General features: G+C 68.0%; 20 protein-coding genes. 14 read left to right on the plus strand and 6 right to left on the minus strand.

Annotated elements, in window-relative coordinates:
• The first annotated feature begins 24 nt into the window (after positions 1-24).
• From cobD to V7787_RS35115, 7 genes are all read left to right on the plus strand, one after another.
• Positions 25-1,038: a threonine-phosphate decarboxylase CobD gene (gene cobD, locus V7787_RS35085; protein WP_336091978.1), complete on the plus strand. Its 1,014-nt coding sequence runs from the start codon at positions 25-27 to the stop codon at positions 1,036-1,038.
• Positions 1,035-2,513 (plus strand): cobyric acid synthase, encoded by a 1,479-nt coding sequence (locus tag V7787_RS35090; protein WP_336091980.1) that lies wholly within the window; start codon positions 1,035-1,037, stop codon positions 2,511-2,513. The genes cobD and V7787_RS35090 overlap by 4 nt, the downstream gene beginning before the upstream one ends.
• Entirely contained in the window at positions 2,501-3,019 is a 519-nt protein-coding gene (cobU, locus tag V7787_RS35095) for a bifunctional adenosylcobinamide kinase/adenosylcobinamide-phosphate guanylyltransferase (protein ID WP_336091982.1), read from the plus strand. Before V7787_RS35090 ends, cobU begins: the two co-directional genes overlap by 13 nt.
• Before the next feature lie 50 nt (positions 3,020-3,069).
• Positions 3,070-4,131, plus strand: a complete 1,062-nt coding sequence (cobT, locus tag V7787_RS35100; protein ID WP_336092038.1) for a nicotinate-nucleotide--dimethylbenzimidazole phosphoribosyltransferase — start codon at positions 3,070-3,072, stop codon at positions 4,129-4,131.
• 108 nt (positions 4,132-4,239) lie between these two features.
• Entirely contained in the window at positions 4,240-4,854 is a 615-nt protein-coding gene (locus tag V7787_RS35105) for a histidine phosphatase family protein (protein ID WP_336091983.1), read from the plus strand.
• Positions 4,854-5,594, plus strand: coding sequence for an adenosylcobinamide-GDP ribazoletransferase (locus tag V7787_RS35110; RefSeq protein ID WP_336091984.1), 741 nt, complete (start codon positions 4,854-4,856; stop codon positions 5,592-5,594). Before V7787_RS35105 ends, V7787_RS35110 begins: the two co-directional genes overlap by 1 nt.
• A gap of 103 nt (positions 5,595-5,697) precedes the next feature.
• Entirely contained in the window at positions 5,698-6,675 is a 978-nt protein-coding gene (locus tag V7787_RS35115; RefSeq protein WP_336091986.1) for an AraC family transcriptional regulator, read from the plus strand.
• A gap of 173 nt (positions 6,676-6,848) precedes the next feature.
• Here V7787_RS35115 and V7787_RS35120 read toward each other — a convergent pair whose 3' ends face one another.
• A complete protein-coding gene (locus V7787_RS35120) occupies positions 6,849-7,568 on the minus strand; it encodes a YceH family protein (RefSeq protein WP_336091988.1) in 720 nt (239 codons plus the stop codon).
• A gap of 92 nt (positions 7,569-7,660) precedes the next feature.
• Entirely contained in the window at positions 7,661-9,352 is a 1,692-nt protein-coding gene (ybaL, locus tag V7787_RS35125) for a YbaL family putative K(+) efflux transporter (protein WP_336091990.1), read from the minus strand.
• Between the two features lie 643 nt (positions 9,353-9,995).
• Here ybaL and V7787_RS35130 point away from each other — a divergent pair.
• A complete protein-coding gene (locus tag V7787_RS35130; RefSeq protein ID WP_336091992.1) occupies positions 9,996-10,859 on the plus strand; it encodes an alpha/beta fold hydrolase in 864 nt (287 codons plus the stop codon).
• Positions 10,860-10,944: 85 nt separating this feature from the next.
• On the opposite strand, the gene V7787_RS35135 is transcribed toward V7787_RS35130, so the two are convergent.
• Together V7787_RS35135 and V7787_RS35140 are read right to left on the minus strand one after the other, a co-directional pair.
• Entirely contained in the window at positions 10,945-11,259 is a 315-nt protein-coding gene (locus V7787_RS35135) for a hypothetical protein (protein WP_336091995.1), read from the minus strand.
• Between the two features lie 128 nt (positions 11,260-11,387).
• Complete coding sequence (locus V7787_RS35140; RefSeq protein ID WP_336091997.1) at positions 11,388-13,790, minus strand: TonB-dependent receptor plug domain-containing protein; 2,403 nt, start codon at positions 13,788-13,790, stop codon at positions 11,388-11,390.
• A gap of 203 nt (positions 13,791-13,993) precedes the next feature.
• Here V7787_RS35140 and V7787_RS35145 point away from each other — a divergent pair, with 203 nt between their 5' ends.
• From V7787_RS35145 to V7787_RS35170, 6 genes are all read left to right on the plus strand, one after another.
• Positions 13,994-15,871, plus strand: coding sequence for an ABC-F family ATP-binding cassette domain-containing protein (locus tag V7787_RS35145; RefSeq protein ID WP_336091999.1), 1,878 nt, complete (start codon positions 13,994-13,996; stop codon positions 15,869-15,871).
• Between the two features lie 214 nt (positions 15,872-16,085).
• Positions 16,086-18,242 (plus strand): hypothetical protein, encoded by a 2,157-nt coding sequence (locus V7787_RS35150; RefSeq protein WP_336092002.1) that lies wholly within the window; start codon positions 16,086-16,088, stop codon positions 18,240-18,242.
• Positions 18,243-18,407: 165 nt separating this feature from the next.
• On the plus strand, positions 18,408-19,709 hold the full coding sequence (locus V7787_RS35155; protein WP_336092004.1) for a cation:proton antiporter: 1,302 nt from the start codon (positions 18,408-18,410) through the stop codon (positions 19,707-19,709).
• Between the two features lie 89 nt (positions 19,710-19,798).
• Positions 19,799-20,152 (plus strand): FmdB family zinc ribbon protein, encoded by a 354-nt coding sequence (locus tag V7787_RS35160; RefSeq protein ID WP_336092005.1) that lies wholly within the window; start codon positions 19,799-19,801, stop codon positions 20,150-20,152.
• Between the two features lie 414 nt (positions 20,153-20,566).
• Entirely contained in the window at positions 20,567-22,336 is a 1,770-nt protein-coding gene (gene aspS / locus V7787_RS35165) for an aspartate--tRNA ligase (RefSeq protein WP_336092006.1), read from the plus strand.
• 72 nt (positions 22,337-22,408) lie between these two features.
• Positions 22,409-22,960, plus strand: a complete 552-nt coding sequence (locus tag V7787_RS35170) for a GNAT family N-acetyltransferase (protein WP_336092007.1) — start codon at positions 22,409-22,411, stop codon at positions 22,958-22,960.
• A gap of 266 nt (positions 22,961-23,226) precedes the next feature.
• On the opposite strand, the gene V7787_RS35175 is transcribed toward V7787_RS35170, so the two are convergent.
• Positions 23,227-23,745, minus strand: a complete 519-nt coding sequence (locus V7787_RS35175; protein WP_336092009.1) for a hypothetical protein — start codon at positions 23,743-23,745, stop codon at positions 23,227-23,229.
• Positions 23,729-24,925 carry a LamG domain-containing protein gene (locus V7787_RS35180; protein WP_336092010.1) on the minus strand — a complete coding sequence of 399 codons (1,197 nt, stop codon included), beginning with the start codon at positions 24,923-24,925 and terminating at the stop codon, positions 23,729-23,731. Before V7787_RS35180 ends, V7787_RS35175 begins: the two co-directional genes overlap by 17 nt.
• Positions 24,926-25,089: the final 164 nt, after the last annotated feature.

Genomic DNA, 25,089 nt, shown 5'->3' on the forward strand with positions numbered 1-25,089 from the left:
GGCGTGTCCGCAAGGAGTCCGCGCATGCTTGAACACGGCGGCCGCCTGCTGCGCGCGGCGCAGCGTTACGGCATTCCAGCGGGGGAATGGCTGGATTTGTCCACCGGCATCAATCCCGAGGCCTGGGCGGTGCCGGAGATTCCCGCGCGCGCCTGGCATCGTCTGCCGGAAGACGACGACGGTTTGATCGATATCGCGCGGAATTATTACGGCGCCGCGGATCTGCTGCCGGTGGCCGGTTCGCAAGCGGCGATTCAAGCGCTGCCGCAGTTGCGCGCGGCTGCGCGGGTCGGCGTGCTCGCGCCCGGTTACGCCGAGCATGCGCACGCCTGGCGCCGCGCCGGGCATGCGGTGGAAACGGCTTCGGCGGCGGAACTGTTCGCGCGCGCCGATGCATTCGATGTGGTGGTGTTGATTCATCCGAACAACCCAGGCGGCGACACGTTCGAACGCGACGACTTGTTGGCCCTGCACGCCCGCCTCGCCGCGCGCGGCGGCTGGCTGCTGATCGACGAAGCCTTCATCGACGCCACGCCCGAGCGCAGCCTGTGCGCCGACAGTTCGCGCGCGGGGCTGATCGTGCTGCGCTCGGTCGGCAAGTTCTTCGGCCTGGCCGGTGCGCGCGCGGGATTCGTCTGCGCCGAACCGGATGTGCTGGAGGCCTTGCGCGACCACTTGGGCCCGTGGAGCTTGACTGGCCCAGCGCGATACGTGTTGCGCCATGCACTGGCCGATCGCGATTGGCAGAGCGCGATGCGCACACGATTGATCGCCCAAGGCGAGCGTCTGGCCGCGATGCTGCGCGTCCACGGCTTCGCACCCAGCGGCGGCAGCGCGTTCTTCCAATGGCGACGCGATCCGCACGCGCTGCAATGGCATGAAGCGCTGGCGCGGCGCGGCATCCTGACCCGCTGGTTCGAACAGCCGGCCAGCCTGCGCTTCGGCCTGCCCGGCGCGGAGTACGAATGGCAACGGCTGGACCAGGCCTTGGCCGAGGTGGCCACAAGCGCAAACGACTTCGATGGGAGCCAGGCATGACGGCGCGGGTAGTGATGGTTCAAGGCTGCACCTCCGACGCGGGCAAAAGCGCGCTGGTCACCGCCCTGTGCCGCTGGCTGCGCCGGCGCGGCGTCGCGGTGGCGCCGTTCAAGCCGCAGAACATGGCGCTGAACTCGGCGGTGACCGAAGACGGCGGCGAGATCGGCCGCGCCCAGGCGGTGCAGGCGCAAGCCGCCGGCGTGCCCGCGCACACCGACTTCAACCCGATCCTGCTCAAGCCCAACAGCGACACCGGCGCGCAGGTGATCGTGCACGGCCGCGCGGTGACCAACCTGGACGCGCGCGCCTACCACGACTACAAACGGGTGGCGATGGAAGCGGTCTTGGCTTCGCACCGGCGCTTGAGCGCGCGCTTCGAAGCGGTGGTGGTGGAAGGCGCCGGCAGTCCGGCCGAGATCAATCTGCGCGCCAACGACATCGCCAACATGGGCTATGCCGAAGCGGTGGATTGTCCGGTGCTGCTGATCGCCGACATCGATCGCGGCGGGGTGTTCGCGCATCTGGTCGGCACCCTGGCTTTGCTGTCGGACAGCGAGCGCGCGCGGGTCGCCGGTTTCGTCATCAACCGCTTCCGCGGCGACATCGCCTTGTTGCAGCCCGGTCTGGATTGGCTGGAGCGCGAAACCGGCAAGCCGGTGTTGGGCGTATTGCCGTATCTGCAAGGCCTGCACCTGGAAGCCGAGGACGCCTTGCCGCGACAGGCGCAGGCCAAGCCCGAGGCGCGTTTGCGGGTGGCGGTGCCGGCCTTGCCGCGGATCAGCAATCACAACGATTTCGACGCGCTGCGCGCGCATCCGCAGGTCGATTGCGTGTTCGTCGGGCCCGGCGAAGCCGTGCCGGCCTGCGATCTGATCGTGCTGCCGGGTTCCAAATCGACCCGCGCCGATCTGGACTGGCTGCGCCGCCAGGGCTGGGAGCAGGCGATCGCGCGGCATCTGCGCTACGGCGGAAAACTGCTCGGCATTTGCGGCGGCTTGCAGATGCTCGGCCGCAGCGTGAGCGATCCGCTGGGCCTGGAAGGCGCGGCCGGATCCAGCCGCGGGCTCGGCTGGCTGGATCTGGAAACCACCCTGCACTCGCACAAACAACTGCGCAACGTGCGCGGCCGGCTGGCCTTCGCCGATGTCGCCGTCGGCGGTTACGAAATCCATTGCGGCATCAGCAGCGGCGCCGCGTTGGCGCGTCCGGCGGTGCATCTGGACGATGGCCGCGGCGATGGCGCGGTCTCCGACGATGGCCAGATACTCGGCACTTACCTGCACGGCGTGTTCGACCAACCCGAAGCCCTGGCCGCGCTGCTGCGCTGGGCCGGCCTGGCCCAGGCGCAAGCGCTGGATCTGCATTCGTTGCGCGAGGACGGGATCGACCGGCTCGCCGACGCAGTGCAGGCGCACCTGGACACCGAAGCATTGGCCGGCCTGTTCGGCCTGGAGCGCGAAACATGCACAGCTTGATCCTCGGCGGCGCGCGTTCGGGCAAGAGCGCACTGGCCGAACGCATGGCGTCGTCGTTCGATGAGGTGATCTACATCGCCACCGCACAAGCCTTGGATGCGGAGATGAGCGAGCGCATCGATCACCACCGCAGCCGCCGTCCCAGCGCATGGGGTTGCGTCGAAGAGCCTTTCACATTGGCCGACACCTTGCGCAGGCATGCTGCGCCGGGTCGCTGTTTGTTGGTGGACTGTCTGACCTTGTGGCTCAGCAACTTGCTGGGCGAGGCGGACGAACCGCGTTTTCAGCGCGAACGCGACGCCTTGCTGGCGGCCTTGCCCGAGCTGGATGGTTCGGTGCTGCTGGTCAGCAACGAAGTCGGTCTGGGCGTGGTGCCGATGGGCGCGCTGACCCGGCGTTATGTCGATGAGGCTGGGCGCTTGCATCAGGCCCTGGGTTCGGTGTGCGATCGGGTGGTGTTGGTCGCGGCCGGGCTGCCGTTGTTGTTGAAAGGGCCGGCGTTGTGAGCGGCGGGCATTCGAGGAGTTTGGATTTGAGCAACGAAGGCGATTGGTGGATGCGCGGCTGCATGCGCGCCGATGAGGACATCCGGGTCGCCGCGTTGGCGCGGCAATCGCAACTGACCAAACCGCCGGGTTCGCTGGGTAGCCTGGAGGCCTTGGCGACGCGGCTGGCATCGCTGCAGCGCAGCCCCGCGCCTTCGGCCGAACGGGTCTGGATCAGCGTGTTCGCCGCCGACCACGGCGTCGCCGCCGAAGGCGTGTCGGCGTTTCCGCAGGCGGTCACCGGCGAGATGGTGCGCAACTTCGCCAGCGGCGGCGCGGCCATCAGCGTGCTGGCGCGCAGCCTCAGCGAGGGCGCGAACCGGGCGACGCTGGACGTGGTCAATCTGGGCACGGTCAACGATCCCGGCCCGGTGCCGGGGGTGCATCGCGCGATCATCGCGCCGAGCACCGACAATTTTTGCCTCGGGCCGGCGATGAGCGAAGCGCAGCTGCGCACCGCACTCGCGGCCGGCGCGGCCAGCGTGCGCGCGGCGCTGGATGCCGGCGCGCAGTTGTTCATCGGCGGCGAGATGGGCATCGCCAACACCACCGCGGCGGCGGCGCTGGCCTGCGCGCTGCTGCAACGCGCGCCGGCCGAACTGGCCGGCGCCGGCACCGGGCTCGACGCGGCCGGCGTCGCCCACAAGGTCGCGGTGATCGAGCGCGCGTTGGCGCTGCACGCGGTGGCCGCGGACGATCTGGATCGCTTGCGCCGGCTGGGCGGTTTCGAGATCGCCGCCTTGGCCGGCGCGTATCTGGCCGCGGCCCAGGCCGGGCTGCCGGTGCTGGTCGACGGCTTCATTTCCAGTGTCGCCGCGCTGACCGCGCAGCGGCTCAACCCGGGTTGCCGCGACTGGCTGCTGTACGCGCATCGCTCGCACGAGCGCGGACACGCGGCGGTGCTGGATGCCTTGCAGGCGCAGCCGCTGCTGGACCTGCAGATGCGCCTGGGCGAAGCCAGCGGCGCGGCGGTGGCGGTGCCGTTGCTGCGTCTGGCCTGCGATCTGCACAACCGCATGGCGACCTTCGCCCAGGCCGGCGTATCCGGCGGCGACGCTGCGCTTGCGTCCTGAATCGCTCATGCCGACACGCTGGGGCAAGCGCCGCCATTCCCGACTCGCGGCCGAGCAGGCATCATCGGAGCCCTCGTCAGCCGACCGCGCACAAGGACAGATGCCGCGATGAGTTCGACCGCCTTATCCATCGATCTGCTGCGCCACGGCGACACCGGCCATCGCAGCTACCGCGGGCAACTGGACGATAGCCTGCTGCAACTGGGGTGGCGGCAGATGCGCGACGCGGTGCTCGGCCGCGACTGGGACGTGGTGGTCAGCTCGCCGCTGCAACGCTGCGCCGCGTTCGCGCAGGAACTGGCGCAAGCGCGCGGCCTGCCGCTGGCGTTGGAGCCGCGCCTGCGCGAGTACCACTTCGGCGCCTGGCAAGGCCTGGCGGTGGACGTCATCGCCGCCGAACAGGGCGAGGCGCTGGCGCGTTTCTGGGCCGATCCGGTCGCCCACCCGCCGCCGGCCGCGGAGCGTTTCGGCGATTTCGCCGCGCGCCTGACCGCCGCGGCCGATGCGATCGCGCACGACTACGCCGGCCAGCGGGTGTTGGTGGTGACCCACGGCGGCGTGATCCGCCTGCTGCGTTGTCTCTCGGTCGGCCGGCGCTACACCGACCTGCTCAATATCGATGTCGCCCACGCTTCGCTGCATGCCTTGAGCTGGCCGCCCAAGGCCGCCGCGCGCGAAAGCGAGGCCGCCGCGCAACTTCAGGCCGGTACGGTCGAGGGCTGATGCGCGCGCTGCTGGCCGCGATCGGGTTTCTCACCCGGATTCCGGTGCCGGCCTGGGCGTTCGCCGACTCGCGCGCGCAATCGCGTTCGTTGCTTTGGTATCCGCTGGTCGGCTTGCTGATCGGCGCGCTGTTGTGCGCCTTGGCCTGGGCGCTGCAAAGCCGTCCGCCGTTGTTGTCGGCGGCGTTGCTGTTGGCGGCGTGGACGGCGCTGACCGGCGCGATGCACCTGGACGGCCTGGCCGACAGCGCCGACGCCTGGGTCGGCGGCATGGGCGCGGATGCGGCGCAGCGCCGCGAGCGCACGCTGACGATCATGAAAGATCCGCGCAGCGGGCCGATCGCGGTGGTCGCGGTGGTGCTGGTGTTGCTGCTGAAATTCGCCGCCTTGGCCAGTTTGCCGGCGCCGGCATGGAGCGCGTTGCTGCTGGCGCCGCTGCTGGCGCGGGCGGGGCTGACCCTGGCCTTTCTCACTACGCCTTACGTGCGCGGCGGCGGTCTGGGCCAGGCGCTGGTCGATGCGCCGCGCGTCGCGTGCATCATCGCGCTGCTGATCGCGGCCGGCTTGTGCGCGCTCGCCGGCTGGCGCGGCGGCTTGGCCGCGCTGGTGGCCGGGCTGATCTTCTGGCGCTGGCGCCGCGCCTGTCTGCAACGCTTGCAGGGCATGACCGGCGATACCTGCGGCGCCTTGACCGAACTGGTCGAGACCGGCGTGCTGGTGGCGCTGGCGCTGTCCTACTGACCCGCGCCGGCGCGGCGAAAGCGCAAGATAGGAACCGCCGGCCCGCGCCCGGCCTGCGAGGCTGGGCGCCGACCCCACATGGCCCATCGCGAGGAGTCCGACCATGTCCCCCGAGCAGGAGCATGCCGCCGTAATGCCTCAGGAGGAGGCCGCAACCGCCGAAGACCCAGTGACCGAACGGGCCAGGGGGGCGCTCAAGCCCGGCACCCGCGAGGCCCACGAACGCCGGATCGGACGCGCGGTCGCGTTGATAGAGCAAGCGATCGTGCGCGGCGAGGAGCCGCCGGAGCTGAGCCGCCTGGCCGAGGCCGCGTCGTTCTCGCCGTTCCATTTCCATCGCGTGTACCGGGCGATGACCGGCGAAACCAGCGGCCAGACCGTGGCCCGGCTGCGCCTGCTGCAAGGCCTGCGCCTGCTCGCCAGCGCCGAGCGCAGCATCACCGACGCCGCGCTCGCGGTCGGCTATCAGACCCCGCAGGCCTTCACCCGCGCGTTCCGCCAGGGCGTCGGCGGGACGCCGAGCGAACTGCGCGCGCAGCCGGAGCGGCTGTGGCGCGAAATCGACCGGCTCTCGCACCCGTCGCCCGCGGACGACAGCGAACCGGCGGCGCCGTTGCGGGTGGAGGTAGTGAGCGTCGATCCGTTCCAGGTCGTGGCCTTGCGCGTCGCCGGCGCGTATCCCGAACAGAACCAGGGTTACGGCCGTTTGTTCGGCTGGGCGGCCGAGAACGGCTTGCTGGATTCGCTGCGCGGCCTGTACGGCGTGCCGGTGGACGATCGCCGCGACGTCGAACCCAGCGCCTGCGCGTTCGACTGCATGCTCGCGCTCGGTGCGCCGCTGCAACTGGCCGCCGGCGGCGAGATGCGCGTGGCCCATCTGGGCGGCGGCCGCTACGCGCGGGTCCGCCATGTCGGCGCCTTCGAGGGATTGGAGGCGCTGACCGATGCGCTGCTCGCGCAATGGCTGCCGCTCAGCGGCGAAGCCTTGCGCGATGCGCCGTTGCATCACGAGTACCTGGACGATCCCGACGAAGTGCCGCAGGCGTTGCTGCGTACCGATATCTATTTGCCGCTGGCCTGACCGAAGCCCGCCGCAGGCCCCTGTAGCAGCGGCGCAAGCCGCGACCGCGAATCCAAAACCACGACCGACCCTATAACCCCGCCGCCATCCATCCACTGGCGCCGCGCGGTTCTTGCGGCTGCGTTGTCGCGGCTCGCGCCGCTCCTACAGGGGCTTTGCGGGATAGCGCGGAATCAGGCGCCGGCGGCTTCGAGCCGCGCTTCCAATTCGGCGACTTTGGCTTCCAAGGCGGCTATGCGTTCGGCCAAAGCCGATTGCGCCGCGGGCGATGCAGCAACGCCATCTTCGTGAGCGCCACCAACGCTGCCGTTCCACACCGGCTCGCCGCTAAGCAAGTGTCCGTAACGATCCTCACGCTGCCCCGCCTGCCGACCCAGCAACCGCACCAACGGCGGCGAATGCTGACTCAACCGCTCCAACGCGTACTGCACATCGCCGACCGAATCGAACTTGGCCATGCGCTCGCTGCGCGAAAGCAATTCGTAAGCGGTCTGCGGCCCGCGCAGCATCAACAGCGCGATCAACACCGTCTGCGGACGGGTCGTGTCGAGCACGCCGCCGGCGCGGTGCGAGTAACGCTCGGCGCGCGCGTTGTGCTGCGACTTGACCCAGCCGCGCGGTTCCAGCCGGCGCAGCGCGTTGGCGACTTCGCCTTGTTCCAGCGCCATCACCGGCTCGCGCGAGGTCTTTTGATTGCACGCGGTGACGATGGCGTTGAGGGTCAGCGGGTACACGTCGGGCGTGGTCGCTTCCTTTTCGATCAGGCAGCCGATGATCCGGGCCTCGGCCGCGCTGAGCTGCGGGGCGGGATTCTCCGGCGTATCGGCCGCGCCGCCGCCGTCGGTGTTTTCGCTGCCGGAGGACTCCGGCGCCGAGGTATCGATTTCGCTCATGACCGTATGCGTGCCGCGGAAGACCGAACTAGCCTAGCAGGTCCGCGAAAGCGGCAGCTCGCCGCCGCTTTCGCGATACCGCCGTCCCGCCCTTACGCCAGCGCCGTCGAAGGCGGCAGATGGCGCTCGCCGCGGTAGACCGGTGCGGCCAAAACCATCTCGGCCAGGCTGTGGGCCAACTCGCGTTCGGCCATCACCGCGCCGTCGGCGCCGTGTTCGATCAGGTGGCGGACCTCGTTGTCGCTGTGCGCGCGGGCGACGATGCTCAGCGCCGGATTGATCTCGCGCAGCTTGGCGATGATCTCGCCGGCCTCCAGCGCCTGCGGAATCGCCAGCATCACCGTGGTGGCGCGCTCGGGCACCGCCTCGCGCAACACCCGCTCGTGGACCGCGTTGCCCAGGATCGCCGGCAACCCGGCCGCGCGCGCCTTGGCGATCAGGCTTTCTTCGCCGTCGATGACCACCATCGGCACGTTCTGCGCGGCCAACAACCGTCCCAGCTCGCTGCCGACCCGGCCGTAGCCGATCAGGATCACGTGCTTGTCGATATCGGCCGGCACCGGCGGCGCCACCGGATCGGTCTTGGCTTCCTGCGCCGCCGCGGCTTCGCGCGCGTTCTTGCGGTCGAGCCAGGCGAACAGCAGCGGGTTGGCGATGATCGACATCAGCGCGCCGGCCAGGATCAGGTCCTGGCCTTCCTTCGGCAGGATTTCCAGGTCCAGGCCGAGGGTGGCCAGAATGAAGGAGAACTCGCCGATCTGGGCCAGGCTGGCGGAGATCATCAGCGCGGTGGAATTGGGCTTGCCGAACGCGCGCACCAATGCATAAGCGGCCGCCGACTTGCCGATCACGATGATGCCGAACACCGCCAGCACTTCCAGCGGCTCCTCGATCAGGATCATCGGATTGAACAGCATGCCGACCGAGACGAAGAACAACACCGCGAACGCATCGCGCAGCGGCAGGGTTTCGTTGGCGGCCTGATGGCTGAACTCGGATTCGTTGAGCATCATCCCGGCGAAGAACGCGCCCAGCGCGAACGACACCCCGAACAGTTCGGCCGAACCGAACGCCACGCCCAGCGCGATGGCCAGCACGCACAGGGTGAACAGCTCGCGCGAACCGGTGCCGGCCACGCGTTCGAGAATCCACGGAATCACCCGCCGGCCGACGATCAACATGAAGGCGACGAAGGCGCCGACCTTGGCCAGGGTGATGAACAACTGGCTCCAGATCGCCGAACCTTCGGTGTCCTCGCCCTTGAGCAGGCCCGACAGCGCCGGCAGCAACACCAGCGCCAGCACCATCGCCAAGTCCTCGACGATCAGCCAGCCCACCGCGATCCGGCCTTTGGCGGTTTCCACCAATCGCCGTTCTTCCAGCGCGCGCAACAGCACCACGGTACTGGCGACCGACAAGGCCAAACCGAATACCAGGCCGGCCCCGTGCGACCACCCCAGCGCCAATGCCATGCCCCAGCCCAATGCGGTCGCCACCGCGATCTGCAGGACCGCGCCGGGCAATGCGATGGCTTTGACCTCAAGCAAGTCGCCTAGCGAGAAATGCAGGCCGACGCCGAACATCAGCAGGATCACGCCGATTTCGGCCAATTGCGGCGCAAGGGTCTGGTCGCCGACGAAACCCGGCGTGAAGGGGCCGGCGATGATGCCGGCGATGAGGTAGCCCACCAGCGGCGACAGCCGCAGGCGTTGCGCGATCATTCCGAAGATGAAGGCCAGGACGAAGCCGGCTACCAGAATCGCGATCAGGGACGTGTGGTGCATCGGCTCTCCTGTGGTCTGGTCATTAGAGAATGTGTGCTGAACGAGTCAGATGCAAGTCTTTTCGATTTCGCCGATGCTCGCAAACGATTGTTTCTGCGAGATTTTTCGCTTCAGGCCTGGGCGCGCGGACGACCCCGGCCACGCCCGCCCGAGCCTGCGCGGCAAGGCCCGCGGCCACGGCGGCGCAACCGGATTTATGCCTGTGCGCCGGTCGCTCCAGCGTGATGCGCGGGGATGAATCGGCATTCATCCTCGCGCCGTCGGCGCGGCGGCGTTGGGTGGATTTGCGCGAAATGCGCGGCGGGTGCGGCGCGCGCGGATCCGGGAAAGCCGGGCCGGCGCGTTAGCCGGGGTTCTGACCGCGCGATCGGCGAGTGGTTCCCGGGATCGTGTCGTGCGTGTCGTATTCGGGGTGGGTGACGCGGTGTGTGCGGTTTCGCGGTCGCGGCTCGCGCCGCTCCTGCAGTCGCAAACGAAACCCGCCGCAGCCCCTGTAGGAGCGGCGCGAGCCGCCACCGCGAAACCACAACCACGACGATTCTTCGAACGCGCGCCACCCTCGCGATTAACGGAACGTGGACACACCGGCGATAGCATCGATCGGCACGGACCACATCGCCCGATTCGCGGGCAGGAGTGTGCGATGCGCCATCTGAGCACGCAGATCGACGGCATCCCGATTTTCTATCGCCAAGCCGGCCCCGCCGACGCGCCAGTGCTGTTGTTGCCGCACGGCTACCCTTGTTCTTCGTTCCAGTACCGCAACCTCATGCCGGCCCTGAGCGAGCGCTGGCGAACCATCGCCCCGGATTTCCCGGGATTCGGCTACAGCGGCACGCCCGATCCCGAGCGATTCGGCTACGACTTCGACGCCTACGCCGATTTCCTGGGCAAGTTCGCCGATCGGTTGAACCTGCGACGCTACGCGCTGTGGCTGCACGATTACGGCTCGCAGATCGGCTTGCGTCACGCCATCGCGCATCCGCAGCGCATCGCCGCGCTGATCGTCCAGAACGGCGACATCTACCAAGATGCGCTCGGCCCCAAGTACGCGACCATCCAGGCGTATTGGGCCGACCGCTCGGCGCGCAACCGCAAGCCGTTGCAGGAGGCGGTCAGCGAGAAAGGATTTCGCGAGGAGTTCATCGGCGAAGTCGACGAGGAGGTCGCCGCGCGGGTGACGCCGGACCTATGGAAGCTGCACTGGCCATTGATGGACACGCCGGTGCGGCGCGATGCGATGGTCGGCCTGATGGACAAGCTGGAAGCCAATCTGCAGTGGTTTGAGCGCTATCAAGCGTACTTGCGCGAACACCGGCCGGCGACGTTGATCGTGTGGGGGCCGAAGGACGGTTACATGCCCGCCGACGCGGCGCGCGCTTATCTGCGCGATCTGCCCGACGCCGAACTCCACCTGCTGGAAAGCGCCGGCCATTGGCTGTTGGAAACCCATTTGGATCAAGCGTTGCCGCGAGTCCGCGATTTCCTGGCGCGCGTACTCGCCTGATCCGCGCCGCAAGGCAGTTCATGAAAGAGCCCCGCTGAGCGCGGGGTCTTCCGATCCTTGCTCGCCGTGCGCGGCGACGAAACCGTTACTGCGCGCTTTGCCGCGTCTTGGCAGCGCGGTTTGCGTCGTCGCGGTCCGGCGCCGGCAGCGGAGTTTCGGCGCGTGGCGGCAACAGCGCCAGGCGCGCGGCGCTCGGATTAGTGCAGAAGGTTTCCTCGCAGAGCGCGCGGGCGTCTTCGCACTCTTGTTCTTTTTCGGGAGTATCCGCGTGGCTCATGCATCTGACGAACAGCCAACCGCAATCGCTGCAGCCAGCGACCGCGCTGGAGACGGGCGCCAGCGCTGAAACGACGGTGATCGAGGCGAGCAATACCGGGGTCAGCAAGGCAGACTTGGACATGACGTTCCTTCCCATGATTGCGCCGAGTCATTCGGCCGAGGGAGGTTATCACCGGCCGATACGCCGCCTTGGCGCATCGCAGCATCGCCAAACCGAGGGGAGGCGGCGCTGCGCCGCCTCCCAGGCCTTCACCACTTGTACCCAACCTTGGCGTAAGCGAACGCACCATTGAACCCGAACGGCGAGTTGCCGCTGTACGGCAACTGCCCGCTCTCGCTGTTGGCGTAGATCGATTCGTCCGGATACTGATTGAGCACGTTGTCGCCGCCGACGGTGAACTCCCAACCGTCGATGGCGTAAGTCGCGGCCAGATCCAAGGTCCACTTGGCGCCGTAAGTCTGATCGCGCACGCCGCTGGGATCGTCGTTGAAGGTGTGGAACTCGCCGTAGCGGGTGGCGGTGGCGTCGAAGCGCCACGGGCCGGTGTTCCAGCTGCCGCCGAGGAAGAACTTGTCGCGCGGCGCGCCCTGGGTGATGCGGCCTTGTTCGACCCGGCCGATGCGTTGCAGATTCAAGCCGCTGGCGGTCAGTTCAGGCGGATTGGCCGCGATGCGTTCCAAGGTGGTCTTGTTGTGGTTGTAGCCGCCGGTGAGGTCGAGCGTGCCGCTGCCGAGGGTCCACTTGTAGCTGCCGACGATGTCGATGCCGCGGGTGCGGGTATCGACCGCGTTGGTGAAATAACGGCCGCCGTTGATGCCGGGATAGCCGCGCGCTTCCAGGAAGCTCGCCACCGCCGGGCCGCGCAGGTTTTCCGAGAGGATGATGCGGTCGTCGACGTCGATCTGATACGCATCGACGGTGATGTACAGCCCTTCCACCGGCTGCAGCACCAGGCCCAGGCCGATGTTGGTCGATTCCTCGGCCTTGAGCGGTTCGGCGCCGAGCGCGATCGCGGCCGGGTCGTCGACGGCGAAGGTGCGGACCTGGAACGGGTTCGGGTCGCCGAGCACGATCACGGTCTGGGTCGATTGATAGAACTGCTGTTGCAGCGACGGCGCGCGGAAACCGGTCGACACCGTGCCGCGCAGCGCCACCTTGTCGGTGAAGGCGTAACGCGCCGACAGCTTGCCCGAAGTGGTTTCGCCGAAGTCGCTGTAGCTCTCGTAACGCGCCGCCGCGCCCAGCGAGAGCTTGTCGGTGACGTCGGTTTCCAGATCCAGATAGAACGAATGGCTGTTGCGATTGCGCCGGCTGGCGTCGGACGGGGTGAAGCCCGGGAACACCTGCGCGCCCGGCGCGCCGGGTTCGGGGCCGGCGACGTAGGAGGCGAGTTCGCCCGCGGACTGATTGAACTTCTCGCCGCGCCACTCGGTGCCGAAGGCGACGGTCAGCGGATACTTCAGCCAACCCACGTCGAAGGCTTTGTTGAAGTCGGCGTTGAGCACGTTCTGGGTGACTTCGAGCGCGCCGATGTAGAAGTCGTGCGGTGAGGACGCGCCGAGGGTGCGGTTCAAGCTGTTGCGCACGTCGAAATCGAGCTGGTTCTGGCCGTAGTTGTAGCTCAGGTCCAGGTTCCAGCCTCCCGCGGTCTGACCGCGCAGGCCCAGCACCAGGGCGCGGTCCTTGCTTACGTTGTCGATCTGCGGCAGGAAGCCGTTGGGGTACACCGACAGGATGTTGTTGGCGTTGCCGGGCGCGCGGAAGTAGCCGTTGGAAATCGCGCGGCGGCGGCTGGCGGTGCCGAAGGAGTAGAACTCAACGCCCTCAGCGGCTTTGTAGTTGGCGTTGTAGGCGACCGCGGCCTGATCGATTTCCGGATCGCCGTAGCGGTGCACGACCTTGCCCGGCGGGTTGCTGGTCGGGCTGACCGGGCCCAGGTACGGCCGCGCGCGGTCGGTGTTGTCGCTGTGGCCGCCCTGCGCGGACAGATGCACGCTGCCGTTCTCGCCGAGCTTGAAGCCGGCGTCGCCGGAGAGTTGGTACTGCTTGCCGTCGCCGGCGCTGAACTGGCCGTAGCGCGCGGCGATCGAACCGCCTTCGCCCGAGCCCTTGAGCACGATGTTGATGACGCCGGCGATCGCGTCGGAACCGTATTGCGCCGAGGCGCCGTCGCGCAGCACTTCCACCCGTTCGATCGCCGCGATCGGAATCGCGTTGAGGTCGACCGGCGAGGAGCCGCGGCCGATGCTGTCGTTGAGGTTGATCAGCGACGTGGTGTGGCGGCGCTTGCCGTTGACCAGCACCAGCACCTGATCCGGGGCGAGACCGCGCAATTGCGCCGGGCGCACCGCGTCGGTGGCGTCGGTGATCGCCGGGCGCGGGAAATTCAGCGAGGGCAGGGCGCGCGACAGCGCGGTGGCCAGTTCGACCGTGCCGGTGGCCTCCAGGGTCTGCGGGGTGATGATGTCGATCGGCGCGGTCGATTCGGCGACGGTGCGGTCCGAGACCCGGGTGCCGGTGACGATCAGGGTGTCGAGATTGGTCGGATTCGATCCGGCCGGCTCCGCGGCGCCGGCTTCCTGGGCCCAGGAAGGCGCGGTGGCGAGGGCGAGCGAAACGGCGGTGCTGAGCAGGGAAAGACGGCGGGACATGGACACTCCGGGCGGTCGAACGGGGGACGTCGGGGCGAGCGCCGCCGCCACGGCCGGCGCGAGGGGCGCTGTGCCGCGGAAGGCGAACTCGTTGACGCGTGGGGGCGGTCTGAGGCCTGGGTCGGATTATTCGATGGCCGCTCCGGCTACGGCCGAACATGTGTTCATGAGCAAATACCGATCAGTCATGCGACCATATCCGCATGATTTCTTTCCGTGATTTCGCCATGCGGCGCGGCGAACGCCTGCTGCTGTCCAACGTAGACCTGTCCCTGCACGCCGGCTGGCGGGTGGGCGTGATCGGCCGCAACGGTACCGGCAAGTCCTCGCTGTTCGCGGCGATCCAGGGCGAAGTCGAGGCCGACCGCGGCGATATCGACGTCCCCAACCGGGTCCGCATCGCCAGCGTGGCCCAGGAAACCCCAGCCCTGGACGACCCGGCCCTGGACTTCGTCCTGTCCGGCGACGCCAACGTCTACAAGGTCATCGTCGCCGAGCGCGAAGCGGTCGAGCGCGAGGACTGGGAAGCGGTGGCCGAGGCCCATCATCAGCTCGAAGAGCTCGGCGGCTACGATGCCACCGCGCGCGCCGGCAAGCTGCTGCACGGCCTGGGCTTCAGCCCCGACACCCACGAACGCGCGGTCAAGGAATTCTCCGGCGGCTGGCGGGTGCGCCTGAATCTGGCGCGCGCGCTGATGACCCCGTCGGACCTGCTGCTGCTCGACGAACCGACCAACCACTTGGACCTGGACGCGGTGCTGTGGCTGGAGCAATGGCTGCTCAAGTACCCGGGCACCTTGTTGCTGATCTCGCACGACCGCGAGTTCCTCGACGAAGTCACCACCCACACCCTGCATCTGCACGACGGCAAGGCCAAGCTCTACACCGGCGATTACACCTCCTTCGAGCGTCAGCGCGCCGAGCATCTGCGCCTGCAGCAGATCACCCACGAAAAGCAGATGGCCGAGCGCGCCCACCTGCAGAGCTTCATCGACCGCTTCAGCGCCAGCGCGGCCAAGGCCAAGCAGGCGCAGTCGCGGGTCAAGCGCCTGGCCAAGATGGTCGGCACCGAGGCGGTGCGGGTCGAACGCGCGATGCGGATCGAATTCCCCGCGCCGACCAAGCTGCCGCACGCGCTGCTGCGCCTGATCCACGCCAATTGCGGTTACGGCGATCACGTGGTGCTGGACGATGTCAGCTTCATCCTGGAAGCCGGCGACCGCATCGCACTGCTCGGCCCCAACGGCGCGGGTAAATCGACCCTGGTCAAATCCCTGGTCGGCGAGCTGGAACTGCTGACCGGCGAGCGCGGCGGCCATCCGGATCTGCGCATCGGCTACTTCGCCCAGCACACGGTCGAATCGCTGCACGCGGGTGTGAGCCCGATCGACCATCTGGCCGAAATCGCCCCGGGCGTGCCGACCCAGCAACTGCGCGATTTCCTCGGCAAGTGGAATTTCCCCGGCGACCGCGCGTTCGAATCGGTCGACGGATTCTCCGGCGGCGAGCGCGCGCGTCTGGCCCTGGCGATGATCGCCTGGCGCAAACCCAACGTGCTGCTGCTCGACGAACCGACCAACCACTTGGACCTGGACGTGCGCGAGGCCCTGGCCGAAGCGCTGTCGGATTTCCCCGGCGCGATCGTGCTGGTCTCGCACGACCGCCATTTGATCGGCCTGGTCTGCGAAACCTTCTGGCGCGTCGCCGACGGCGTGGCCCAGCCGTTCGACGGCGACCTCGACGCCTACGCGGTGTGGCTGCGCACCCGCGACAGCAGCAACGACGGCAAGGGCGCCGCCGCGGCCAAGGCCGCCGCCGCGCAAGCCAGCGCCGCCGCGGCCAAGCCGGCGGCGTCGGGCAAGGGCGGGCGCAAGGTCAATCCGGTCAAGTTGGCCGAGGCCGAAAAGCGCGTGGCCGAGCTGGAATCCAAGCTGCACACGCTGGACATGGACCTGGCCGATCCGACCAAGTACGCCGGCGGCGGCGACAACGCCGCCGAGCTGGCCAAGCAGCGCGAGCAGGTCGCCGCGTTGCTGGCCAAGGCCGAAGCGGAGTGGATGTCGCTGTACGACGCGGGCTGAGCGCCGCGCCGCTGCGGCGGCGCGGGCCTGCGGTTCGTCCACCGATTCGTGCCGTTCGGCATCGCCCCGGATGTTGATGCGCGCGGCTGTCTGGTGAGGTTTCGCGCGCTCGGCTAAAGTCCCGCGCGGAGACGGGTTCGGTCGCGACAGGGTTGTCGCCGCCAGGAAGGCTCAGCCATCCAGGACGATGGTCTTCGCGCTCAGGGGAACACTCATGCAAGCAAGGAAGGGCCTTACGGCCGCTATCGCCGCGACTGTGGCCAGCATTGCGATGGCCTCGGTCATCGCCGCGGGAACGCTGGGAGAACCCGGGTCCGCGGAAGCGTCCGGACCGTCCGCGCCGACCCGGCTGGATCCGTCCGATCGCGGTTTGACCCCGCCGCCGAACGCCGCCGACGAACCGGTGCCGGTGGCGCTGAACCTGCAGGGCGAAATCGCCGGCCTCGCGCCCGGCGCGTCGGCTACCGCCACGGTGATCGTCGGCGATCGCACGTATCCGGCGACGGTGCAGGGCAATGCGTACACCGCTTCGATCGCCGTTTTGAACGGCGATGAAATGGTCGTGGTCGAAGTCGCCTCGCTGCGCGCGCGCTATCGCTCGGCGCTCGGCAGCGCCGCGCGCCTGATCGCCGCGGCCGGCAGCGATGGCACGGTCGATTCGAGCGAGCGCAGTTCGCTGCGGGTGTCGCCTTTCAGCAGTGCGTTGGCGTGGATGGTGCGGGTGGGGCTGGGCGACCGCGATGCGGTGTCCGATGCCGAGTTCGAACACGTCACCCGCTCCATCGTCGGCACCGATCTGGCGGTCGCCGCGTACTTGCTCGACGGCTGGGCCAGCGGCGCCATCGCGCTGCCGGCGGGCTACCAGGACGGACAACAGCTGCTGCAGAACCAGGCCGCTTACCGTCCGATCGCGGCGCAGGCCAACTGGACCGCGGCGATGACCTACCTGTTCGATCAGGCCGACAACGTGCCGTTGACGTCGCTGGATCAATTGCCCAATGCGCTTGCCATGCTCGGTCCGGTGCCGTTGAACGAGTCGGCGATGTGGGTGTCGGATCTGCAACTGTTGTATCGCCAGACCGACGGCAGCTACGCCTTGTACGAAGACGAGCCGCTGACCGCGCACCCGCGTTACACCGCGAGCTTGAGCGCTCAGGGCGGAGTGTCGTTGACGCCGCAGGGCGATGCCGGCAGCCGCAATGTCTTGCGTTATCTGCCGTTCCCGAACGTCACCGCGCAACTGCCGGTGCAGCGCGCCTCGCGCGGGCATCTGCTGCGCCGTCTGGTGGTCGGCGAGGTGTACGACCTGTGGGCCTCGCGCTCGGTCTGGCAAGACAGCCACCATTCCGCGGCCGGCGATTACGAGCGCGAAAACACCGAGTACTCGGTGTGGTCGGCGTTCGATCTGGGCGCGGCCTCGGCCGCGAACTCCTGGCGGCCGTTGTTCGGCAGCGGCTCGCTGAGTCAGCCTGGGCCGACCTATTGGTTGCCGGCGGCGTGCAACAGCACCCGGCGCGCGACGCATCTGCCGGCGTTCGGCAAGTGCGCGCAGTCCGAGCACTGGTTCCGCTTCGACAGCGGCGGCTACGGCAACGGTTACCAATTCAACGCGGCGACGTTCGGCGAGCGCATGCAGTACGTGGCCGCGAGCGGTTCGCGCAATCTCGCTTTCCAGGTGGAACCGGACGGTTCGTTGTATGTTTCCGCGCTCCCCACTTCGCAGCTGCCCCAGGTCGGCACCACGTTCTGGCGTTATGAGGCGGGCACTTCCGAGTTCAATGGGCAAGACATGTCCGCGCGCTTGCCGGTGATCTATCTGGCGAGAACCACCGGCGGCAACTTCGTCGGCTCCAGCGTGGCGATGACCCGGCAGTACGACGTCGCTCTGGGCAGCCCGGTCGGGACGTGGCGGGCTCCGGCCAATCAGACCTGGTTGGCGCGTTATCCGGCGCTGGATCGCACTGCAGAGATCCGGCGCCTGAGCGATGGCAGCGTGCGCGACGCCACCGTGTACACCGTTGGCGGCGAAAGCATCATCCCGGGGCAGTGGCTCCAGGCTTCTTCCGGCGTGGCCGATTATCAATACCGCAAGAAGATCCCGCAGACTCCGGCTTTGCAGTACGCGACCGACTGCCAAAGCGCCTTCGCCACCGGTGCGACCGCCTGCGCGCCCAGCCGCGTGCGCTATTTCCAACCGCTGCAACGGGTCGGCGCGCGTTTGTACGGCATCTCGGATTTTTATTCGAACGAGTTGCTGTTGCCGCCGGGCAACACCGGTCCGTACGACGTGCGCTTGTTGGATACGCGCGCGGACTACATCGACTGCCTGAGCGGCGACTGCCAGGCCTCGGTACCGCCCGCCGCGCCCTGAGCGCGCCCATCGCGGGTCCTCACGGCCCGGTCGCCTTCCGTTCGCGGAAAGGCGGCCGGGCCGTTGTTTTTGCTGCCGACGCGGACGCATGCGCAGCCGCGGCTTGGCGCGGCCTCGACATCGCTTGCCCTATCGTCCGCCGACGCAATCGTTTGAGGGGGCCGCATGAGCCGCGAGTTGATTTATTTGTTGCTGATCTTCGGCCTGCTGGTCATCCCGCGCGCACTGCAGCGCTACAAGATTCCCGCGCCGCTGACCTGCCTGTTGTTCGGTATCGTCGCGATGCTGGCCTGGGGCGACAAATCCCACGACACGGTGGTGGCGATGCTCGCCACCCTGGGCATTTCCTCGTTGTTTCTGTTCGCCGGCCTGGAAGTGGAACTCAAGGCCCTGCGCAAAGGCCTGTGGCCGCTGATCGCGCACTTGGTCATTCGCACCGCGACGCTGATCGGCGTGGGCTGGCTGGCCTGGCGTTACGCCGGCATGGGCTGGCAGGCCGCAGGCTTGCTGGCGCTGGCGTTGTTGACGCCGTCGACCGGTTTCATCCTCGACACCCTGGCGCGGTTGGGCCTGGACGAAGAAGAGCGGTTCTGGGTCACCAGCAAGGCCATCGCCGGCGAATTGCTGGCCCTGGTCGCGTTGTTCGTGGTGTTGCAGGCCAGCGATCCGGTGCGGATGGCGCTGTCCTCGGGCGCGTTGATCGCGATGTTGGTCGGGTTGCCGCTGGTGTTCGTCGCTCTGGGGCGTTGGGTGGTGCCGCATGCGCCGGGTTCGGAGTTTTCGTTGTTGGTGATGGTCGGCATGATTGCCGCGTTCTCCACCGCCAAGCTCGGGGTTTACTACCTGGTCGGCGCGTTCGTGGCCGGCTTGATCGCGCGCCTGCTGCGCGAGCGGATGCCGCGGCTGGCTTCGGACGAAAATCTGCATGCGGTGCGTTTGTTCGCCTCGTTCTTCGTCCCGTTCTACTTCTTCAACGCCGGCACCAAGGTGCCCAGCGGCGCGTTGAGTTTCCAAGCGCTGGGCTTGGGGTTGTTGCTGACCGCGGTGGTGTTGCCGCTGCGGATCGGGGTGATCTGGCTGCAACGGCGTGCGCTGTTCGGCGAGAAGCACGGCGCGAGTCTGCGGGTGTCGGTGGCGTTGGCGCCGACGTTGATCTTCACTCTGGTGCTGGCGGCGATCCTGCGCGAACGCTTCGCCTTGCCCGATGCCTGGTTCGGGGCGCTGCTGCTGTACGCCACCCTGACCACGATCCTGCCGTCGCTGGTGTTCCGTTCGCCGTTCGACGTCGACCCGGTCGAGGAGCATCCGCTGACCCATCCCGACGATGCCCGCGACCGCCGCCAGCGCGAAGCCGAGGCCGCGCGGCCGGTGCCGGAACCGACCGCGGTCCCGGCGGCCGCGGCCGCTTTGTCCGAGCCGCCGTCGGCCGGGCCAGGCCGGGCCGATCCGCACCCGCCGGGCGGCTGAGCGCCCGCCCGGGCGACCGCGGCGCTTGCATCGGCGCGATCCGTCCCCAAACTAGCCAACCTCCGTGTTCCTCGCGACTCCTTGACGCCATGCCCATCTACGCCTTCCAGTGCAGCGCCTGCGGCCACAGCTTCGACCGCCTGCAGAAGCTGTCCGACGCCGACCCGACCGTTTGTCCCGAATGCGGCGCCGAGAAGGTCGGCCGGCAGCTGACCGCCCCGCAGTTCCGTCTGGCCGGCGGCGGCTGGTACGAGACCGACTTCAAGAAGGACGGCGACAAGAAGCGCAATCTGGCCGGCGAGGGCAGTTCCGGCGGCTCTTCGGCCCCGGCCTCGGGCGGTGAGAGCAAGCCGGCCGAAAGCAAGCCGGCGGCGGCCAAGCCCGAGAAAAAGGCCGATCCGGCCCCGGCCAGCAAGCCGGCGGCGGGTGGCGGGGCGAGCTGACGGGCTCGGGCCGGGTATTCGATAGCGATGGGGCGCCGTGAGGCGCCCTTGTCGTTTGTGGGGGAGGGATAACGGCTAGACCTCGGCTGCTTCGTCCCTCCCAGCCGTCATTTTCGCCCCTCCAGGCCGTCATTCCCGCGGACGCGGGAATCCAGTGCCTTTGTCGCGGCCTGTACGAAAGTCGCTGGATTCCCGCGTTCGCGGGGATGACGTCCTGAGGAGGGCTCGCGGCCCCGGTTGCGAGGCCCGCGCGAGCGCAATTCGCCCCATCGCATCCGTCCGAGGTGCTCTAGAATGTTCGGTCCCGGCCCCCGGCCGGCGAGGCGTTTGCCGCCGCGGCCTCATCGCGGCCCGGTCCAGACCCCCTCCCGCGATACCCCCCACGATTCAAAGATCGACCAATCCGGAGCTTCCATGCGTACCCACTTCTGCGGCCTCGTCGATGAGGCGCTGATCGGCCAGACCGTCACCTTATGCGGCTGGGTCAACACCAATCGCGTCCAAAGCCACGTGGTGTTCACCGATTTGCGCGATCACGAGGGCGTGGTCCAGATCGTGGTCGATTCGGACATGGGCGATCTGTTCAAGACCGCCGGCGATCTGAGCGTGGAAAGCTGCGTGCGCGTCACCGGCACCGTGCGTGCGCGCGGCGCGGCCAACGACAAGATCCGCAGCGGCAAGGTCGAAGTGCTGCCGACCCAGATCGAAGTGCTCAACAAGGCCGAGCCGCTGCCGTTCCATGCCCACGAGAACGCCGGCGAAGAAACCCGCCTGACCTACCGTTACCTCGACCTGCGCCGCCCCGAGATGCAGCGGATGATGCGCACCCGCATCCGTCTGGTGCAGTCGCTGCGCCGCTGGCTGGATGCGCGTGGTTTCCAGGACATCGAAACCCCGATCCTGACCAAGGCCACGCCCGAAGGCGCGCGCGACTTCCTGGTCCCGGCGCGCATGCACCCGGGCGAGTTCTACGCGCTGCCGCAGTCGCCGCAGTTGTTCAAGCAGATCCTGATGGTGGCCGGCTTCGACCGTTACTACCAAATCGCGCGCTGCTTCCGCGACGAAGCGCTGCGCGCCGACCGCCAGCTCGAATTCACCCAGCTCGACATGGAATTCGCCTGGGTCTCCGAGCGTGACGTACAGGACACGGTCGAGGACATGATCCGGGTGGTGTTCAAGGAAACCATCGAAGTCGAACTCGACCCGCAGTTCCCGCGCATGACTTACGCCGAGGCGATGCGCCGCTACGGCTCGGACAAGCCCGACCTGCGTATCGATCTTGAGTTCGTCGACATCGCCGAACTGGTCAAGACCTGCGAATTCAAGGTCTTCACCGATTGGGCCAACCACGCCGACGGCCGCGTGATCGCCCTGCGCGCTCCGGGCGCCGCGGGCTGGTCGCGCAAGCAGATCGACGAAGCCGGCGCGCACGCGGCCAAGTACGGCGCCAAGGGCTTGGCGTGGATGAAGATCGAAGACGCGAGCAAGGGCCGCGAAGGCATCAACTCGCCGATCGCCAAGTTCTTCGACGACGCCACCCTGGCCAAGATCGTCGAGGCCAGCGGCGCGCAAACCGGCGACGCGATCTTCTTCGGCGCGGCCGACTACAAGACCGCCAGCGATTTCATGGGCGCGCTGCGCTTGAAGCTGGGCAAGGATCTGAACCTGATCCAGGACGGCTGGAAGCCGCTGTGGGTCACCGATTTCCCGATGTTCGAGTGGGACGAAGAAGCCCAGCGCTACGTCGCCCTGCATCACCCCTTCACCGCGCCGGCGGTGGACGACATCGCCGACCTGCGCGCCAACGCCAAGACCGCGGTGTCGCGCGGTTACGACATGGTGCTCAACGGCAACGAAATCGGCGGCGGTTCGATCCGCATCCATCGTCCGCAGATGCAGTCGGCGGTGTTCGATCTGCTCGGCATTGGCGCGGAAGAGGCCGAGGCCAAGTTCGGCTTCCTGCTCGACGCGCTCAAGTACGGCGCGCCGCCGCACGGCGGCATCGCCTTCGGTATCGACCGCATCGCCGCGTTGATGGGCGGCACCGAGTCGATCCGCGACGTGATCGCGTTCCCCAAGACCACCACCGCGCAATGCCTGATGACCGGCGCGCCGTCGCCGATTCCCGACGCGCAGCTGGCCGAAGTGCACGTGATGGTGCGGCCGGCCAAAGATCCGGCCTGATCCGATCGCGTACCACCCGTCGGCCCGGCTTCGCGCCGGGCCGATCTGCGACGGCCGATCTAGCGAGAGCCTATGAACGTTACTGTCGACAACATTCGCCTGCGTCGCGCCACGCCCGCCGATACCGCGGTGCTGGCCGACATCTCCGCGCGCAGCTTCACCGAAACCTTCGGCGACTCGTATCCGCCGCAGGATCTGGCCGACTTCCTGCGCGACACCTACTCGCACCAGGCGATCGCGGCGCTGCTCAACGATCCGTCGTATGCGGCGTGGCTGTTGGAACGCGACGGCGTCGCGGTCGGCCATGCCCTGGCCGGTTCCTGCGGCCTGCCGCATGCTGAAGTCGCCGCCGGCGACGGCGAGCTCAAGCGTCTGTACGTGCTGCGCGAAGCGCAAAACGGCGGCTGGGGCGCGCGGATGTTCGAGGCGGTGCTGGAGTGGTTGCAGCGCGACGGGCCGCGGACCTTGTGGATCGGCGTGTGGTCGGAGAACTACGGCGCGCAGCGGTTCTATGGCCGCTACGGGTTCGAGAAAGTCGGTGCGTACGAATTCGTGGTCGGCGATACCCGCGATCATGAATTCATCCTGCGGCGCGACGCCCGATCCGCGCCAAGCCCCGCATAACCCAAGCGCCTCACCCGAAAGCCCCTGTAGGAGCTGCGCAAGCTGCGACCGCGGGGCCACCGATCGCGGCGTTTGCCTGAGAGCCTGCGGCCGACCTGACGCGGGAGTCGCGGACTTGCGTCGCGGTCGTGCGTTCGCGATCGCGGCTTGCGCCGCTCCTGCAGGGGGGTGTGTTGGCTACGCTGCGATCCGGCAGGTAAATGGAAACGGCCTCTTGCCGCACCAGCGGAAAGAGGCCGTGATTGCGGCGATGGATCAGCCGAAACTCAACGCTCGTTGAGCAACACGTTCAACGTCGTGGCATCCAGCGCGCCGCGCTTCTGCCCGAGCTTGAGCAGCATCGCTTCCAGATCGCCGGCCGCCGCCGAAGTGCGCAGGTTTGCGGTCGCCGACTTGAAGTCGGTGCCCACGGCGGTGTCGATCCGCACTTGCTGGCCCTTGATCACCAGCGGCTGCGGCTTGGCCTTGGCCGTCGAACCGCCGACGTGCTCGATCAGGATGCCGTTGTAGCCCAGGATCGGATCGGGCGCGGCGCCGGAGGTCGCGGGCGCGGCCATGGCGTCGTCCAGACGGGTCTGGATCGCGCGCAACGACTTCGCGTCGGTCACCGTCACCACCGGGTTGGGGCGGCCGGAATACACCAGGTAGGTGATCTGCAAACCGGGCGCCTCGGCGGCGAGGGCCAGCGCGGGCGCGGCCAGCAACGCCAGGCCGGCGATCAGAGTCTTCAGCGAACGCTTGTGCATGGTGGCTCCGTGGGCGATGGGCTTAGTTGACTTGTTCATGGCCGGTGCCCTCCACACTGTCGGACCAGACTCGGTAGAAACCGCAGAAATCGGTGTAGTTGCCGCGATTGGCGGTGCGCGGATCGGTGATCTCGTTGCCGGAGTTGTCGCGGGTGGTGGCCGCGGTGCCGCCGGGCTTGTGGGTCCACTTGCCGTTGGCGTCGCGCCGGTACCAGTGATAGTCCCAACCCGGGCCGACCACCAGTGCGACGATGTTCTTGTAGCTGCTGGCGTTTATCTGGGTATCGGCGACCGGCTCCAGGCCGTCGCGTTCGGCCGCGGCGCGCACCGCCGGGCAGGTGATCGAGCTGTACATGCTGCCGGCCGCGCGCCCGGGCTGGGCGAAGGTGTTGGTGGCCTTGTTGTTGGCGTAGTTGTAGCAATTGTTGTTGCGCTGGCGGGTGCTGCCGTCGTTCCAATACGTGGATTGGAAGCTGGTGCGCCCCGGAGCCATGATGTCGCCCAGGCCGCCGGTGGTGTCGGCCGCCAGCGCGCGGTTGTAGACCAGCACTTCGTCGATGCGGTCGTTGAAGCGGCTGGTGCTGGAACTGATATGGCCGCCGATCTGGAACGGACGGGTGGTGTTGTCCAGGTTGGCGGCGATCGGGGTCGGCTGGGCGGTGGTGCGGCGGCCGTCGATGTAGAACGAGATCGTGTTCGGTGCGCTGCTGCGGTTGACCACCGCGGCGATGTGATGCCAACGGTTCGCCGCCAGGCTCAGGCTGCCGTCGGAGACGTAGTTGCTCCAGGTGGTGCCGTCGTTGAGTTGCAGCAATACGTTGCGGCCCTGATCGACGCCGAACGAATACCCCTTGCCGCTGCCGGCGCCGCGGTTCTCGACCACGGTCTTGACGCTCGAGGAACCTGGCGCGGCCATGCGCACCCACGCGGCGACGGTGAAGCTGCCGGTGCCGACGTTGAGGTTGCTGGAGTTCGGCACTTCCACGTACTTGCCGCCGCTGAGGTCGGCGGCGGTGCCGAGCCAACCGAACGATGAGGCGGTACCGCCGATCACGCTTCCGTTGCGGCCATAACCGCTGGTGTCGGGCGCGCTGTTGCCCGACAAATCCAAATGCCATTCGCCGACCAGGCCGTTGGTGACCCGCGGTGGCGCCGCATGCGCGGCCAGGCAAGGCGCGAGCGCGAGGCCCAGCGCCACAAACCATGACGATCGATTCATACCGACTCCGTACTGATTCCGCCCTCGTTGGACGTGGCCGGAATCTAGGAGCCGGTCCCGGCCGCAAACGTGATTGCGCGCGCGGATCGGACGCCCGGGCGTCACAGTCCTTATGGCGTTTTGGACTTATGTGAGCGCCGGCGTCTTCGTAGCGGTATTCGCGC

This window comes from Pseudomonas sp. CGJS7, assembly GCF_036961695.1.